The sequence below is a fragment of the Psychromonas sp. MME2 genome (assembly GCF_040566515.1).
GTDB lineage: Bacteria > Pseudomonadota > Gammaproteobacteria > Enterobacterales > Psychromonadaceae > Psychromonas.
Window position 1 is genome coordinate 525,148 of sequence record NZ_JBEWXI010000012.1, and the last position, 16,546, is coordinate 541,693.

At 39.5% G+C, this 16,546-nt stretch carries 10 protein-coding genes and 3 pseudogenes; 11 read left to right on the forward strand and 2 right to left on the reverse strand.

The genetic code is table 11. The features are described 5' to 3' along the window. Positions 1-54 precede the first annotated feature (54 nt). Positions 55-2,779: pseudogene (secA, locus tag AB1A03_RS12975) on the forward strand (preprotein translocase subunit SecA). Between the two features lie 302 nt (positions 2,780-3,081). On the opposite strand, the gene AB1A03_RS12980 reads toward secA, so the two are convergent. After that, positions 3,082-7,098 carry a PKD domain-containing protein gene (locus AB1A03_RS12980; RefSeq protein ID WP_354625052.1) on the reverse strand — a complete coding sequence of 1,339 codons (4,017 nt, stop codon included), beginning with the start codon at positions 7,096-7,098 and terminating at the stop codon, positions 3,082-3,084. 531 nt (positions 7,099-7,629) lie between these two features. Next, positions 7,630-8,418: an inositol-1-monophosphatase gene (suhB, locus tag AB1A03_RS12985; protein WP_354625053.1), complete on the reverse strand. Its 789-nt coding sequence runs from the start codon at positions 8,416-8,418 to the stop codon at positions 7,630-7,632. A 205-nt stretch (positions 8,419-8,623) separates the two neighbouring features. Between suhB and trmJ the strand changes: the two are divergent. The 10 genes and pseudogenes from trmJ (at position 8,624) to pepB (ending at position 16,482) form a co-directional block, all read left to right on the forward strand. Next, positions 8,624-9,368: pseudogene (gene trmJ / locus AB1A03_RS12990) on the forward strand (tRNA (cytosine(32)/uridine(32)-2'-O)-methyltransferase TrmJ). 129 nt (positions 9,369-9,497) lie between these two features. Next, positions 9,498-9,974 (forward strand): Fe-S cluster assembly transcriptional regulator IscR, encoded by a 477-nt coding sequence (iscR, locus tag AB1A03_RS12995; protein ID WP_354625054.1) that lies wholly within the window; start codon positions 9,498-9,500, stop codon positions 9,972-9,974. Between the two features lie 26 nt (positions 9,975-10,000). Then, positions 10,001-11,215: an IscS subfamily cysteine desulfurase gene (locus AB1A03_RS13000; RefSeq protein WP_354625055.1), complete on the forward strand. Its 1,215-nt coding sequence runs from the start codon at positions 10,001-10,003 to the stop codon at positions 11,213-11,215. Between the two features lie 39 nt (positions 11,216-11,254). Then, entirely contained in the window at positions 11,255-11,641 is a 387-nt protein-coding gene (iscU, locus tag AB1A03_RS13005) for a Fe-S cluster assembly scaffold IscU (RefSeq protein ID WP_354625056.1), read from the forward strand. Positions 11,642-11,730: 89 nt separating this feature from the next. Next, positions 11,731-12,054: an iron-sulfur cluster assembly protein IscA gene (gene iscA, locus AB1A03_RS13010; protein WP_354625057.1), complete on the forward strand. Its 324-nt coding sequence runs from the start codon at positions 11,731-11,733 to the stop codon at positions 12,052-12,054. A gap of 88 nt (positions 12,055-12,142) precedes the next feature. Beyond that, a complete protein-coding gene (gene hscB, locus AB1A03_RS13015; RefSeq protein WP_354625058.1) occupies positions 12,143-12,652 on the forward strand; it encodes a co-chaperone HscB in 510 nt (169 codons plus the stop codon). A 28-nt stretch (positions 12,653-12,680) separates the two neighbouring features. Then, entirely contained in the window at positions 12,681-14,534 is a 1,854-nt protein-coding gene (gene hscA / locus AB1A03_RS13020; protein ID WP_354625059.1) for a Fe-S protein assembly chaperone HscA, read from the forward strand. A gap of 30 nt (positions 14,535-14,564) precedes the next feature. Further along, positions 14,565-14,903, forward strand: coding sequence for an ISC system 2Fe-2S type ferredoxin (gene fdx / locus AB1A03_RS13025; protein WP_354625060.1), 339 nt, complete (start codon positions 14,565-14,567; stop codon positions 14,901-14,903). Positions 14,904-14,929: 26 nt separating this feature from the next. Then, positions 14,930-15,127, forward strand: a complete 198-nt coding sequence (gene iscX / locus AB1A03_RS13030; protein WP_354625062.1) for a Fe-S cluster assembly protein IscX — start codon at positions 14,930-14,932, stop codon at positions 15,125-15,127. A gap of 63 nt (positions 15,128-15,190) precedes the next feature. Then, a pseudogene (gene pepB / locus AB1A03_RS13040) lies at positions 15,191-16,482 on the forward strand (aminopeptidase PepB). Positions 16,483-16,546 lie beyond the last annotated feature (64 nt).

Sequence of the window (16,546 nt, forward strand, 5' to 3'; positions counted from 1 at the left end):
CTAACTTTGCAAAAATTTAATTTAAACTAATTTTTAAACTATGAGAAAAATAAAATGATCACACAGCTAATAACAAAAATAATAGGCAGTCGTAACGACCGTTATATCAAACAACTCCGTAAAATTGTTAATGAAATAAATAAAATTGAACCGGAAATACAATCATTATCGGATCAAGAACTAAAAGCTAAAACGGTTGAATTTCAAGAGCGTATTGCAGCCGGAGAGAGCATTGATGATGTCCTTGTGGAAGCTTTTGCTGTCGTTCGTAGCGCTTCTGAGCGTGTGTTTGGGATGCGTCATTTTGATGTGCAACTTATTGGCGGAATGGTCTTAAATGAAAATAAAATTGCAGAAATGCGTACTGGTGAAGGTAAAACGCTAACGGCAACCTTACCTGCTTATTTGAATGCGTTGACGGGTAAAGGGGTACATATTATTACCGTCAATGATTATTTGGCACAACGTGATGCTCAATGGAATGCAAAATTATTTGAATTTTTAGGTTTAACCGTTGGTATTAATATCGCGGGCCTGACGCCTGAACAAAAACGAGCAGCCTATGCAGCTGATATTACCTATGGTACTAACAATGAATTTGGCTTTGATTACCTTCGCGATAATATGGCCTTTGAGGTTCAGCAACGTGTTATGCGTCCATTGCATTATGCTATTATCGATGAAGTCGATTCTATTTTAATTGATGAAGCTCGGACACCATTAATCATTTCAGGCCCAACTGATGGCGACTCTTCGCTTTATACACAATTAAATACGGTTATTCCATTACTTAGTAAGCAAGATAAAGAAGATACTGAGGAATATATTGGAGAAGGGGATTACACCGTTGATGAAAAAAGCAAGCAAGTTTTATTAACAGAACGTGGTCAAGAAAAAGTAGAGAAAATTTTACAAGAGCGTGGTTTATTAGAAGAAAATCAATCATTGTATGCTGCTGCGAGTATTAGTTTATTGCACCATGTAAATGCTGCATTACGTGCTCATACACTCTTTGAAAAAGATGTCGAATATATTGTCAATGATCAAGGTGAAGTGGTCATCGTTGATGAACATACTGGGCGTACCATGCCTGGTCGTCGTTGGTCAGAAGGCTTACACCAAGCCGTTGAAGCGAAAGAAGGTGTAAAAATTCAAAATGAGAATCAAACATTAGCCTCTATTACTTTCCAAAATTTCTTCCGTTTATATAAAAAACTAGCCGGCATGACTGGTACTGCGGATACTGAAGCTTTTGAGTTTCAATCTATTTATGGTTTAGAAACCATTGTATTACCGACTAATAAACCGATGATCCGTAAAGATGGTGGTGATTTAGTTTATCTAACCGATGAAGAAAAGTATCAAGCAATTGTAGCTGATATTAAAACGCGTGTAGAGCGTCGTCAGCCTGTTTTGATTGGCACCGTCTCTATCGAAAACTCCGAACTTTTGTCAAACTTAATGGATAAAGCGAAGATAAAACATAGTGTTTTGAATGCCAAATTCCATGCAAAAGAAGCGGATATTATTGCCAATGCCGGTGCTTTAGGTGTTGTGACGATTGCAACTAATATGGCTGGTCGTGGTACTGACATCGTTTTAGGTGGTAATTTGCAGGCTCGCCTTGCAAAATTAGGTGAATTGACAACTGAGCAAATAGAAGCAGAGACTGAAAAGTGGAAAGCTGAGCACAAAATGGTGCTAGAAGCCGGTGGGCTTTACATTGTTGGTACTGAACGCCATGAGTCGCGCCGTATTGATAACCAGTTACGGGGGCGAGCAGGGCGTCAGGGTGATCCTGGGGAGAGCCGTTTTTATCTCTCGATGGAAGATTCTTTGATGCGAATTTTTGCTTCAGAAAAAGTCTCCAATATGATGAAAAAAATGGGCATGGAAAATGGCGAAGCCATTGAACATCCTTGGGTTACGCGTGCTATTGAAAATGCACAACGTAAAGTTGAAGGGCGTAACTTTGATATGCGTAAGTCATTATTAGATTACGATGACGTGGCTAACGATCAACGTAAAATAGTATATCAACAGCGTAATGGCGTGATGGATAGCGATGATATTGGTGAAACAATTGAGCAAATTTGGGGGATGTATTTAATCGTATTATTGATGAATATGTGCCACAAAACTCGCTAACAGAACAGTGGGATCTTGAGGGTTAGAGCTACGCCTTAAAAATGACTTTTTAATCAATCTTCCGGTTCAACAGTGGCTTGTCGATGATGCTAATTTACAAGAAGAGACTATTCGTGAAAATATTCTCACTTATGCCAAAGAGAGTTACGCTGCTAAAAAAGAGTTGGTTGGAGAGGAGATCATCGCCTCATTTGAAAAATCTGTTATGTTGCAAACGATCGATTCTCTGTGGAAGGAGCATTTAGCTGCGATGGATCATCTGCGTCAAGGTATCCATTTACGTGGCTATGCACAAAAAGATCCTAAACAAGAGTATAAACGAGAATCCTTTGAAATGTTCTTAGCTATGTTGGATAACTTAAAAACCGATGTGGTTATGATTTTATCTAAAGTGCAAGTGCAAAGCAGGGAAGAGGTTGATGCGATTGCAGAGCAACGCAGACAAGCAGAAGCTATGGCTAAAATTGAAATGCAACATGCACAAGCGAGCAATGGTGAACTAACACAAAGTGATGAACAGGCAGATAGTCATGAAACATTTGTTAGAGAACAGCCTAAAGTTGGCCGTAACGAACCTTGTCCATGTGGTTCAGGTAAAAAGTATAAACAGTGTCATGGTAAGCTAAGTTAATTAAGTAATATATTAAATAAAACTAAAAGGCGCTTAATGATAGCGCCTTTTTTATTTCTTAGATAATCTCAATATGTTTGAGGTTGGCTGATGATTGTATTTAGCGATTGAGCATTAAATTATACCAATCGGATAAATTGCTAGAGTAACTATGCTGGTTAAAATGATTCTTGTTTGGAGTCGCGCAAATGATTATCCACTTACGCTAGAACTAGAACTCATTCTTTATTTTACATAATATTCAATGTCAAATTTAATCCGATTGGTATTATTGTTGTAACATTGGTTATGAGCAAATTATTTTAGTCATTTGCAACTGCTGTTATGCTGTAATTTAATGTCGAATCATTTACACGAACCACATATCGTCCTGCTAGTGTAGTGTAAATATCTGCACCTGATTGCTCAATAATGCCATCTTGATTACTATCGCCATAATTGTTTGACCAATCACCATTTAGATCGAACTTGTAACGTTGTTCTGTTTGACCATTAAAATCTATAGTTATCTCCCAAGTATTGTCCGTAACTAATAGCATTGCGCTCGCTGCCCAGTTATTTGGGGTTCCTCGGAAATATAGCTGGTTAAAATTCTTAGCTGTTATTGGATTGTTATCACCAATTTTTACCATTTTGTAGGCTAGGGTCAAATCATTAACCTCAATGAGATAGGTACCAGATACAGATGTGTAAATGTCTGCACCAGACTGCTCTAAAGTGCCGTCATGGTTACTATCGCCATAATTATTTTGCCAATCACCATTAAGATCAAATTTGAAACGCTGATCCGTTTGGCCATCAAAGTTAACTGTTATTTGCCAAGTATTGTCTGCAACTAATGACATTGCACTGGTTGACCAGTTGTTTGCTGTGCCTCTAAAGTACAATTGTGCAAAGTTTTTAGCGTTATTACCATTATCAATAGTTAAAGTAACATCCGTTGATGCAATAGCTCCTTCATTATCTGTAATAGTAACCGTAAAGGTTGTAGTCATATCTAGAGTCACAGTAATTTCTGGCGTTGTTGCACCATTACTCCATAGATAACTCACTATAGAGCCATCTTGATCCGTTGAATTTGTAGCAGATAAAGTCACAGCTTCACCTTGTTCAACAGTTTGGCTAGAAGGCGATATCACAGCAATAGGTGGGATGTTTTCAGGTACAGTTAATGTAATTGAGGTAACACTCGTTGCCCCTTCATTGTCAGTGACTGTTAAGGTAATGGTTTGCGTCTCATTGATTGTAATTGGCAAGGTGACACCACTTGCTCCTGTGCTCCAACTATAATCAACAATTGAACCATCACTATCGCTTGATGTGGATGCATCAAGTGTTAGTGTTGTTCCTTTAGCTACAGTTTGACTGCCTTGACTAATTTTCGCGACAGGTCGCTGGTTGTTGCTTAACTCTTCAGGCGTGCCAGATTTAACGACTCCTGCATTAAACTGCCAGATGCCTTCACCTACCGAGTAATTTTGACCACCATTATTATCCCATGTGCCTGCACAGTTGTTAGTAACAAATTCAAGTTTATTATCGTCTTCAAGTGAAACACTATAGGTATACCAGTTTTCGCCTAAACTAAGCATTTCAACACCTGGTGCAACAGTCCATGTCACAGTGCCATCGACCGTATAATGGAAGCATACTTTGCCCCAGCTATTAGTATCTTTGTAATAAATAGTTGAGCTAACACTTTCACCTATTATTTTTAAAGTTACGGTAGCTAATCTTGATGCACCTTTGTCATCAGTAACAGTGACAGTGTAAGTGCTTTTTTCATTAACGGTTACATCGATACTAACTCCCGTTTCACCTGTACTCCAAATATAACTAACAATTTCTCCGTCGGGATCAGTTGAATCGGCCGCGCTTAATGTAACCACAGTGCCTGCTTCAACTTCTTTACTTGCTGGTGTTATAACTGCGATAGGGCTTTTATTTCCAGGAACAACATTGGCAGTAAAGAAAAGCGATTCACCAGCTATATCACCATTAATATCTTCAATAATTTGACCAGCTTCACTTTTAAAGCGACCAGTACCGACATAAACCTGTTGAATATCACTACGTGTAACATTTCCTTTGCTATCGGTTGCTTCTATATAATAATCCAATAATTGATCTTGGTATTTATTAAAGTAGCTGTAATACATATCACCGATTTTTTGAGCAGGAACAACACTAAACATTCGTTCACCAGAAGGCTGCCAAGAAACACCATTGATATCAGGTGATAAATCTCGAACTTTCATGGTAACCGTTTCCCAATCACCAACGCGTGATGGATTGACATTTGCGTCGGCACTATGAGCTTCTGGGTTATATAGTTTAAATGTTTTATCTTTTGCATCGGCACGTTTGTTAGTATGGACGCGGACTTTAACTTGTACGTTGGTTATGCCACTGACATCGTATGCGTAGGTATAAATTGCAAAGGTAGTGTCCGCATAGATTGTTGCCCAACCTTCTGCTTTACTACTATTTGCACTACCTGGATTATAAGGATAACGTTGTGGCCACCAAACAGAAGGGCCTGTTTTATCTTTTACTAACTTAGCGTCAACATATGGCATTGAGAAACTTAAGGATTGATTAAACGAGACTGTGGGTTTAACACCATCATCGACATTTTCATCGTAATAACCAAAACCAGAATCAATCGATGCTAATAAGAAATACCAACTTAACTCAGCAGGGTTTGCTCCGCCCGCATAATTATTGTTTTCATCCCCTTTAACAGGATAAGACATCATCCATGGGTTGAGTTGATTGCCTTCATAAGTGACCTGGTGATCTCGCTCTGTTGTTGGTTTCCAGTGATTAGGGTTTGCATCTAGCCATATTTGTTCTGCTGTTTTAGCATAATTCTCTGCAGCTTGTAGCAATGCAAAATTACGCTCTAAATAATGATACCCGAGTTCTAATGAAACCATGTGTGTGCGTGTTGCAGTAAAGTCGGTACCGTTTGCCATGTTGAAGGCACTCATTTGAGTATCCCAAACACCCATAGGAATATGCCAATGATACCAAGTTGGATCTGCGGATGAATCACGTGTATCTATCCATGAACCATCTTGAACATGAACAATATCATTAGCTGGGATTGGGTTGGCTTGTAAATATTCATCTACTCCCATGCCAGTTACACCGCCATCAGAGTATGTGATATTTCCAGATGATGCCCAAGTTCCACCATCGCCAGCGCGGCCTCCTGAGTTATCTCCATCATGTGCGATAACAAAATATTGTTTACGGCCAAGTGTCCCTGCTTCACCTTCAAATGGCTTCAATGCAGAGGCAGTCACACTACCTTGATAACCTTCTTCCCATGAGCTTGCTTGTTCTACGGGAATACCTGCAACAGTATGTTCTTCGCCAGTTGAGGGGTCAACGTATTGTACCCAATGAGGAATAGAGGCAAATGGAAACTTATTAAAAGTCGTTTGCTGTTCATTAAACATGTGTAACTCAACCCAGTCTCCTAGGTTACTTTCATTTTGTAAATCAGCTCGGTTAGGAGGGGAGATAAGCGTATCTTTACCTGGGTCATTCAGGTATGGGTAATCACGTAATGTACGAGAATAATGGACATTACCTAATACTGACCACTCGATCCCCAATTTTGTCAAAGCAGGGATAATACGTTCAGAAAAACCTAACTCTGTAGGAAAGAAGCCTTTTGAAGATTTAAATGAATCTCCTAAAAAGTAATCTTGTGCCAAGGTTACATTTTGATAAATAAGATCTTTTAAGAAATATTCATTTCCGACTAATGGTCCCATTGTGTGGTGTCCAGCGAAATGAATAGTATCGAGTGCATTATGACCGTTGGCGGTTTTGGTGCTATTCTGAGTATTTTTCCAGTAATTTCCCCAACCTAAATTATATCCATCCAAATTACCAAGCTCGGCAAAGCTTTGTACATTGTTTATGACAGAAGCTGACATTGTCACGTGGGTTTGGCTAAGAGGGTGATTATTTTTATTATTTAAAGCGGTATCCATAGGCCAGCTTAAATAGGCCCCTGTTTTAGCATGATGCGAGTAATATGCGACAAGGTCATCATGTGGCATAGGCGCACCGCTATCTGGAATAAAAAAGGTGTAATTAGCTGGTGGGTTAGTTTTCAAATTGATGACTTGACCATCATAGGTATAGCGTATTGGTGCTCCAACGGGTAGATCATCGTATTTAGTCACATCGTAATAAGGCCAAAAGTTTGGCATATGATTATGGTATATATGTGTAGCTGCTATTTCCGCTTGTACGTTAATAGCACCCATTACCAAACCTAAGGTAAATATCTTCTTCATTATCGAATCCTTTCAACACATTATTAATTTAAATCATAATGTGAAGGTTTTTATATTAAAACTTGCAGAAGTTATAATAGATATTTTTTGTTACATGTCCGTATAACCTATCAGTGGCTCCTGCCCAAAGATGCACCTGCATCGTAACTTCACCTTTATCACATAACGATTAATTTATCTCTTTGAAAGTTATAGTAATAAATAAGGTTGGAGGATAATACATGAAACAAATAAGGGGGCGATTAAATAACAAACATTTTGGTCGCAAAAAGAGCAAATAAAGTTTATTTAATGATTGCTTTTATGAGCAGGGTAGGATAAATGCCAATAATCTAATTTGCAGATCATCTATTTTTTCTGAGTAAAAGATATTCTATTAAGCTTAAAAAGCAGTAATTTGGTGTTATTTTATGAAAATATTCACCAATTTTAGCGCTATTTTGAACAGCTTTTTGTGATTATTTTGGGGAGATGAATGCAAGTGATAAGTATAAAGCGCAAAGAGGCTTTGCGCTTAAATAAAACAATTGATTATGCGTTATTTTTACGAATAACCGTTAACAACTCTTTTAATAGTTTTGGGTTAGATGCTACAACATTGCCAGTTTTCATATAGTCATTGCCACCATTAAAGTCTGTGACTATGCCGCCAGACTCTTTTATTAGTAGTTCACCTGCTGCGATGTCCCATGGTTTTAAACCAAATTCCCAGAAACCATCCATACGACCTGCTGCAACGTAAGCAAGATCAAGTGCAGCACTACCGCTACGACGCATATCTGAAACATCTAAAAAGAGCTCTTTAAAGATGTTTAAGTAAGTTTCAGTGTGATGTTTTTGTTTAAATGGAAATCCAGTTGCTATCAATGTTCCTGATAATTTAGGCACAGAATTGATACGTGTTCGGTAACCATTTAATTGTGCACTTTGGCCTTTAACAGCAGAGAAAAGTTCATTACGAATTGGATCGAAAACAATACCGACTTCGGTACGACCTTTAATTTTTAAGGCAATTGATACAGCAAAATGAGGAATGCCGTGGATAAAGTTAGTGGTTCCATCTAGGGGATCAATAATCCATTGGTAATCCTTGTCTTTACCTTCATCGATACCAGACTCTTCAGCAATAAAGCAGTGGTCTGGGTATGATTTACGTAATGTACCAATGATTGCAAGTTCAGCTTCTTTATCAACGCTGCTAACGTAATCATTTAATGATTTTTCTTCAACTTCAACTGACTCTAAATTTTCAAAGCCTTTAACAATTACTTTACCTGCATTTCGCGCAGCACGAATCGCAATATTTAACATTGGATGCATTGGATCACCATTAGATTTTAAAAGAACATTGAAGGGAGATTCCTTCGGCGCAAAATTATACAGAGATCACACAAATCTGCAAATTATTTAAACAATATATCGACAAAACAGATAAAAATCTTCGCCGCTCCCTTAGTTTGTTTGTCATGCAAATAATGGTAAACTCTGCCCATTTAAATTTTAGCTCAACGACCAAGGAATACACATGTTAGAAAATGTGCGCATTATACTGATTGGAACGTCTCATCCGGGAAATATTGGCAGCGCAGCAAGAGCGATGAAAACCATGGGGTTATCAAACTTAGTATTAGTTGCTCCTGAATGTGACATTGATGGTAAATCCGTTGCACTATCAGCGGGAGCCTCTGATTTGCTGAAAAATCATCAATTATTTGCAACCTTAGATGAAGCGATTGCAGATTGTGGTTTAGTTATTGGTGCGAGTGCGCGTCCTCGTACATTAGATTGGCCTATGTTAGATCCCCGTGAAATGGGTGAGAAAGCGGTTATTGAGGGTAAAAAACACCCAATAGCGTTAGTTTTTGGTCGTGAAAATAGTGGTTTGACTAACGATGAATTGCAAAAGTGCCATTTTCACGTTTTTATTCCTGCTAACCCTGAATATAGTTCACTTAATTTAGCAATGGCAGTGCAAACATTAAGTTATGAAGTTCGCATGGCCTTTTTAGCCGATAAAGCCTATCCAGAACAACAGGAAGAGTATCCGTTGGCGAATGAAATAGAGGGGATGTTTGAACATCTTGAGCAAACGCTAACGGATACCCGTTTTATTGTACCTGGCCCACCCCGGTTTAGTGATGACTAAATTACGTCGCTTTTTCAATCGAGCTCGCCCAGAGGTTAAAGAGTTACGCATGTGGCGTGGGATTTTTAGTAGCATCCAAAAATCGATATCCAGCGATAACAAAGCCGCCGAGCACGATAAATAGCTCAACAAATGTTTAGAAAAAACCTAGTAAAGCATGTGGTTTTTTACTTGACTGAAATTGTCAGGTATATATAATTACACTTATACAGTCATGGAAACTATTTATTTCCCACTACATAAGTGATGCATTATGAAATTAACTTCAAAGGGTCGTTATGCGGTAACGGCAATGTTAGATGTCGCGATTAAAGAGCATACCGGGCCGGTGCCCTTAGCTGATATATCTGAACGTCAAGGCATATCGCTTTCTTACTTAGAGCAGTTGTTCTCTAAATTACGTAAAAATAATTTAGTGAGTAGTGTCAGAGGTCCTGGTGGCGGTTATAAATTAGGACGTCCACGTAATGAAATATCCGTGGCGATGATTATTGATGCGGTGAATGAATCTATTAATATTCGTAAATGCTCTGGCAATGGTGGTTGCACCGATGATGGGGTGCAATGTTTAACACACTCATTATGGGCGCAGTTAAGCGACCGAATTAGTTCGTTTTTAGATGATATTACCCTTGAAGAGTTAATGTCTTCTGACCATGTGCAACATATATCTGAAATTCAAAATAATAAATACAATCAAACTGCGCAACTTAATGTGAAATCTCAATAACGATAATGTTAGCAGTGGAGAGAAAAATGAAATTACCGATTTACCTTGATTACGCAGCAACTAACCCCGTTGATCCACGTGTTGCTGAAAAAATGATGCAATTTTTAACGATGGATGGTGAGTTTGGTAATCCAGCCTCTCGTTCTCATCGTTTTGGCTGGCAAGCCGAAGAGGCTGTAGATATTGCTCGTGAACAAATTGCTGACCTTATTAATGCAGATCCCCGAGAAATTGTTTTTACATCGGGGGCTACCGAGTCCGATAATCTTGCGATTAAAGGTGCTGCGCATTTTTACGGTAAAAAAGGCAAGCATATTATCACTTCAAAAACTGAGCATAAGGCGGTTTTAGATTCATGTCGTCAATTAGAGCGTGAAGGTTACGAAGTCACTTATCTTGATCCACAGGCTGATGGCATAGTAACACCTCAACAACTGCAAGCAGCATTACGAGAAGATACCGTGTTAGTGAGTTTGATGCATGTTAATAATGAGATTGGCGTGATTCAAGATATTGCCGCATTTGCTGAATTATGCCGTGCCAATAAAACAATATTACACGTTGATGCAGCGCAAAGTGCCGGTAAAGTAGAGATTGATGTGCAAACAATGAAAGTTGACTTGATCTCTTTTTCTGCTCATAAGATATATGGTCCAAAAGGGATTGGCGCATTATATGTGTGCCGTAAACCGCGTGTTCGTTTAGAAGCGCAAATACACGGTGGTGGTCACGAACGAGGTATGCGTAGCGGGACACTGGCAACCCATCAAATTGTTGCAATGGGAGAAGCTTTCCGTATTGCTAAAGAGGAAATGGCGACCGAAAATGAGCGTATTCTGGCATTACGTAATCGCTTATTAGACGGTGTAAGTGATATGGAAGAGGTTTATGTCAACGGCTCAATGGAACATCGAGTCGCGGGTAATATCAATATTAGCTTTAACTATGTTGAAGGTGAGTCATTGGTTATGGCGCTGAAAGATTTGGCTGTCTCTTCGGGAAGTGCTTGTACTTCAGCGAGCCTTGAACCTTCCTATGTATTAAGAGCAATTGGTCGTGATGATGAATTAGCGCATAGTTCAATTCGTTTTAGTATTGGGCGCTTTACTACTGCCGAAGAAATTGATTACGCTATTAAAATCATTCGTGAAAATATCGGTCGTCTACGTGATATGTCACCACTTTGGGATATGTACAAAGAAGGCATTGATATCAATAGTATTGAATGGTCTCACCACTAATTCAGGCGCATTAAAATTAATTAGAAAAGGATAAATATCATGGCTTATAGTGAAAAAGTAATCGACCATTATGAAAACCCACGTAACGTTGGCTCATTTGATAAAAATGATGCAAGTGTAGCAACGGGCATGGTTGGTGCGCCAGCCTGTGGCGATGTAATGAAGCTACAACTAAAAATAGATGATAATGGCATTATTTCTGATGCGAAATTCAAAACTTATGGGTGCGGTAGTGCGATTGCTTCAAGTTCATTGGTAACTGAGTGGGTTAAAGGTAAAACGCTTGAACAAGCGAGTGAAATTACCAATACTGAAATCTCTGCTGAATTAGCTTTGCCCCCAGTGAAAATACATTGTTCTATTTTGGCAGAGGATGCAATTAAAGCTGCAATTGCAGATTATAAAAGTAAGCATCCAAATAAGTAGTTCATATTCTTAACTTGTATCAAATAATCGACAAGTTAGGTATTATTAATGTTTTTTAAGAAATTATTAGTGTGTAATTGGAGTGGATTTTGGCAATCACAATGACTGAACCTGCAGCTAAACATGTGGCTGCTTTTCTCGCAAATCGCGGTAAAGGAATTGGCTTACGTCTAGGCGTTAAAACATCTGGTTGTTCGGGCATGGCTTATGTCCTTGAATTTGTAGATGCACTCAATGATGACGATGTTGTCTTTATCGATAAAGGTGTGAAAGTTGTTGTTGATAAAAAGAGCTTGGTATATCTTGATGGCACACAATTGGACTTTGTTAAAGAAGGGCTTAATGAAGGCTTTGAATTTAATAACCCCAATACTAATGGCGAGTGTGGTTGTGGTGAAAGCTTTAGCGTTTAACCTATAACCGATAATAATAACGCCTTTTATCTTATAAATTGCTAAGATAGAGGCGTTTTTTTAAATCAACCTTCGCTAGGATATTGTTTTGAATTATTTTGAGTTATTTTCTCTTCCCGTCGCATTTCAAATTGATCAAGCCCGCTTATCTGAAATTTATCGAGAACTACAAAAACAGGCGCATCCAGATAAATTTGCGATGCATGATGATGCCCAACGTTTGCGCGCGATGCAACAAAGTACCGAAATTAACGATGCTTACCAAACGTTAAAAAACAGCTGTTTACGTGCACAATATATGCTCTCCCTTGTTGGGGTAGATATGGCGATGGAACAAAAAACATTGCAGGATACTACTTTTTTGATGCAACAGATGGAGTGGCGAGAGCGCATTGCTGACTTTACCGATCAAGACGAAGATGAGATAGACCTTTTTGCTATCCAGATTAAGCGTCAAGTTGCTAGCCTTGAGTCTTTGATTGCAGAGCAACTGCAAAATAAAAATTTTCAAGCAGCTGCAGATAGTGTTAGAAAACTTAAATTTATGTCCAAACTACAAACAGAACTTGAATTAGTTGAAGAAAAGCTTTTCGACTGAAAATAAGCGTAAAACAGGATAACAAACGATGGCATTACTTCAAATTGCAGAGCCTGGTTTATCGGCGGCTCCCCATCAGCATAAACTTGCTGTCGGTATTGATTTAGGCACAACAAACTCCTTAGTGGCCAGCGTACGAAGTGGCGTAGCGGCAACACTTGTTGACCATCAGCAACAGGATATGCTTCCTTCTGTGATCCATTATGGCGATGAGCAAATTACCGTCGGACGGACAGCGCAGGATTATCTTCTTAGCGATCCCGTTAATACCTTAGTGTCGGTAAAAAGATTTATCGGTAAGTCATTAACGGATATCGATACAACACACGTTCCCTATCACTTTAGTGAACATGAAAGTGGTTTGTTACAAATAGATACCCGTCAAGGCCCGATTAATGCGATACAAGCTTCTAGTGAAATTTTAAAAGCATTAAGCGCACGTGCTAATGAAGCCCTGCAAGGAGAGTTAGACGGTGTGGTGATCACTGTCCCTGCCTATTTCGATGATGCTCAGCGCCAAGGTACAAAAGATGCGGCGCGTTTGGCTGGATTACATGTTTTACGTCTATTGAATGAACCCACCGCAGCAGCGATTGCTTATGGTTTGGACTCTGCGCAAGAGGGGGTGATTGCAGTTTATGATTTAGGTGGCGGTACCTTTGATATCTCCATTTTACGCCTGCATAAAGGCGTTTTTGAAGTGCTAGCAACGGGCGGTGATTCAGCCCTAGGCGGCGATGATTTTGACCTTACCATCGTCGATTGGATCCGTACGCAAGCCAATATTTGTGGAACGGTCACCCCTCAATTACAGCAGGAATTATTACAGGTGGCACGCTCAGCCAAACAGGCTCTTAGCGCGCAGTCACAGGTGACTATCGAATTGCAGGATAAACAGATATCGCTGACCTTAACGCGCAGTGAATTTGAAACGCTCATTAATCAGCTGGTTAAAAAAACCATTCGAGCCTGTAAACGGGCGGTAAAAGATGCCTCAATATCATTGACCGATATCGTTGAAGTGGTCATGGTAGGTGGGTCAACTCGAATACCAATGGTTCGCGAACAAGTGAGTCACTACTTTGGGCGAGAGGTTTTAACATCCATAGATCCCGATAAAGTGGTTGCCATTGGTGCGGCTATTCAAGCGGATATCTTGGTTGGTAATAAACCTGATTCAGAAATGTTATTACTAGATGTATTACCGCTATCTCTCGGTTTAGAGACGATGGGCGGATTAGTTGAAAAAGTTATTCCGCGCAATACCACGATTCCCGTGGCGCGAGCACAGGAATTTACTACCTTTAAAGATGGTCAAACGGCGATGCTTATCCATGTCTTGCAGGGTGAACGTGAAATGGTTGATGATTGTCGTTCATTAGCGCGCTTTGTTTTAACCGATATACCACCAATGGCGGCTGGTGCCGCTCATATTCGTGTGACATTCCAAGTCGATGCAGATGGTTTACTAAGTGTCAGTGCGATGGAGAAATCCTCTGGAGTGCAAGCTCATATTGAGGTGAAACCTTCCTATGGTTTGAGTGATAACCAAGTGATGCAAATGTTGTCAGACTCAATGAGTCATGCGCAACAAGATATCCAGTTACGTATGTTGATTGAGCAGCAGGTCGAAGTTAAACGTGTTGTAGAAAATTTACAGGCGGCATTATTTAAAGATGGTAAACAGTTGTTATCAGAGCATGAGTATCAAGCAATTGTTGAAAATATTGCACAACTTGAAATAATTGCCCAGGGGAGTGATGTTGAGGCGATCAAACAAGCATTAACTGATATCGATAAATTAACGGATCACTATGCATCATTACGCATGGATGCCTCTATTAAACAAGCATTAACAGGTAAGTCTGTTAAGCAAATATAAATTTCTTTACTAGAATAAGGTGCTATTAAGATGGCCAAAGTAATATTTTTACCCCACCAAGAATTGTGCCCCGATGGTTTAGTGGTTGAGGCGCAGGAGGGGGAGACAATTTTAGATGTCGCATTAAAAAATCATATTGATATTGAGCATGCCTGTGAAAAATCCTGTGCCTGTACCACCTGTCATGTGATTGTTCGAGAAGGTTTTGATTCCCTTGATGAAAGCGATGAGCTAGAAGATGATATGCTAGATAAAGCATGGGGGTTGGAGCCTGAATCGCGCTTAGGTTGCCAAGCTTGTGTTCGCGATGAAGATTTAGTGGTTGAAATCCCTAAATACACCGTCAATATTGTTTCGGAAAATCATTAAGTAACGATTATAAATCGGAGGTGAATATGCCATTAAAGTGGATCGACTCGACTGAGTTAGCATTAGCATTACTGGAGAAATATCCAGATCAGGATCCAAGCAAGATTCGCTTTACCGATTTACGAGAATGGATCTTAACTTTAGATGATTTTTCAGATGATCCCAAACATTGTAATGAACGGATATTAGAAGCCGTGCAGCAATGTTGGATAGATGAGTTTTAGTTATTATTTTATACAAAACGTAAGCTTTGGCTTACGTTTTTGCTTACTAGGAAATAGAAAATGATGAGCAATGAATTACAAGTCTCTTTAAGCTTTGGTAAGGCGCCTGCTGCATGGGGCAAAGATGCGTTACTTAGTTTTAGCGAAGGCTCTGCGAAGATCCATTTAGATGATAATAAAGTGCTATTTACACAGGTACAAACAGCGGCTCGCACGTTAAATACAATGGCGATAGAAGCGATAAAATTAATTGGCACTGGCTGGGATAATGAACTCCGATGGGCTTTTTCTCAGGGATTTTATACGGCTAAAAGGGGGCTCCAGTCGATTTCGGTGATATCAGTGAAAGTGATTTAGAGCAGCTTACTCAGCGTAAAAATATCATCGAATGGGTCAGAGAAACCGTCAATTTAGGTCCGCAAGCACTCTACCCTGAATTGTTGTGTGAAAAAGCGGTAGCACTGATTGAAAGTGTCTTACCCGCAGAGCAGACTATCACATACAATATTATCGCAGGAGAGGCATTATTAGAGGCTAATTACCAAGGAATCTATCAAGTAGGTAAGGGCAGCTCACGTGCCCCTTGTTTGCTTGAACTTGATTATAATCCAACGGCAGAGCAAGATGCCGTTGTTGATTATGCGTTGGTGGGTAAAGGGATCACCTTTGACTCTGGTGGTTATAGCTTGAAACCAAGTGATTCAATGGCCTATATGAAAAGTGATATGGGGGGAGCGGCAACGCTGACCGCTGCGCTTGCATTAGCAATCGCGAATGGTTTGCAAAAAAGAGTTAAATTATATCTTTGTTGTGCAGAAAATATGATCAGCAATAACGCATTAAAATTAGGGGATGTGATCACCTATAAAAATGGCATAACCGTTGAAGTATTAAACAGCGATGCTGAGGGACGTTTAGTGTTAGCCGATGGTCTGATTGCTGCGCAAGAGAGTAATGCGAAACGAATCATCGATGCTGCGACACTGACGGGGGCGGCTAAAATGGCAGTAGGTCGCGATTATAATTGTATTTTATCAATGGATGAAGGCCTAATCTCATCTGCTGTTAGATGTGCTAAAAGTGAAAATGAAAAGGTATGGCGTTTACCTTTAGAAGATTTCCACCTTAAACAAATTAGCTCCTCATTTGCCGATATTGCCAATATTCACAGCGGTGAAGGTATGGCGGGCGCATCGACAGCCGCCGCATTTTTAGCCAAATTCATTGACCAACCCGAGACAAATTGGATCCATTTCGACCTGTCAGGTAGTTATCAAGTCAGTGGTAATGGGTTGTGGGCTGTGGGCGGTAAAGGTCATGGCGCTTGTACAATAAGTAACATGCTTTTTTCTTGATTTTCATTTACAAAACCAGTTGTTAATTACTATTTTAAAGGTAGCCTGATGGTTACCTTTTTTA

Excerpts from the sequence above, each read along its gene's own strand:
- AB1A03_RS12980 (WP_354625052.1), bottom strand. The coding sequence starts at position 7,098 with ATGAAGAAGATATTTACCTTAGGTTTGGTAATGGGTGCTATTAACGTA.
- suhB (WP_354625053.1), bottom strand. The coding sequence starts at position 8,418 with ATGCATCCAATGTTAAATATTGCGATTCGTGCTGCGCGAAATGCAGGT.
- iscR (WP_354625054.1), top strand. The coding sequence starts at position 9,498 with ATGAAATTAACTTCAAAGGGTCGTTATGCGGTAACGGCAATGTTAGAT.
- AB1A03_RS13000 (WP_354625055.1), top strand. The coding sequence starts at position 10,001 with ATGAAATTACCGATTTACCTTGATTACGCAGCAACTAACCCCGTTGAT.
- iscU (WP_354625056.1), top strand. The coding sequence starts at position 11,255 with ATGGCTTATAGTGAAAAAGTAATCGACCATTATGAAAACCCACGTAAC.
- hscA (WP_354625059.1), top strand. The coding sequence starts at position 12,681 with ATGGCATTACTTCAAATTGCAGAGCCTGGTTTATCGGCGGCTCCCCAT.
- fdx (WP_354625060.1), top strand. The coding sequence starts at position 14,565 with ATGGCCAAAGTAATATTTTTACCCCACCAAGAATTGTGCCCCGATGGT.
- iscX (WP_354625062.1), top strand. The coding sequence starts at position 14,930 with ATGCCATTAAAGTGGATCGACTCGACTGAGTTAGCATTAGCATTACTG.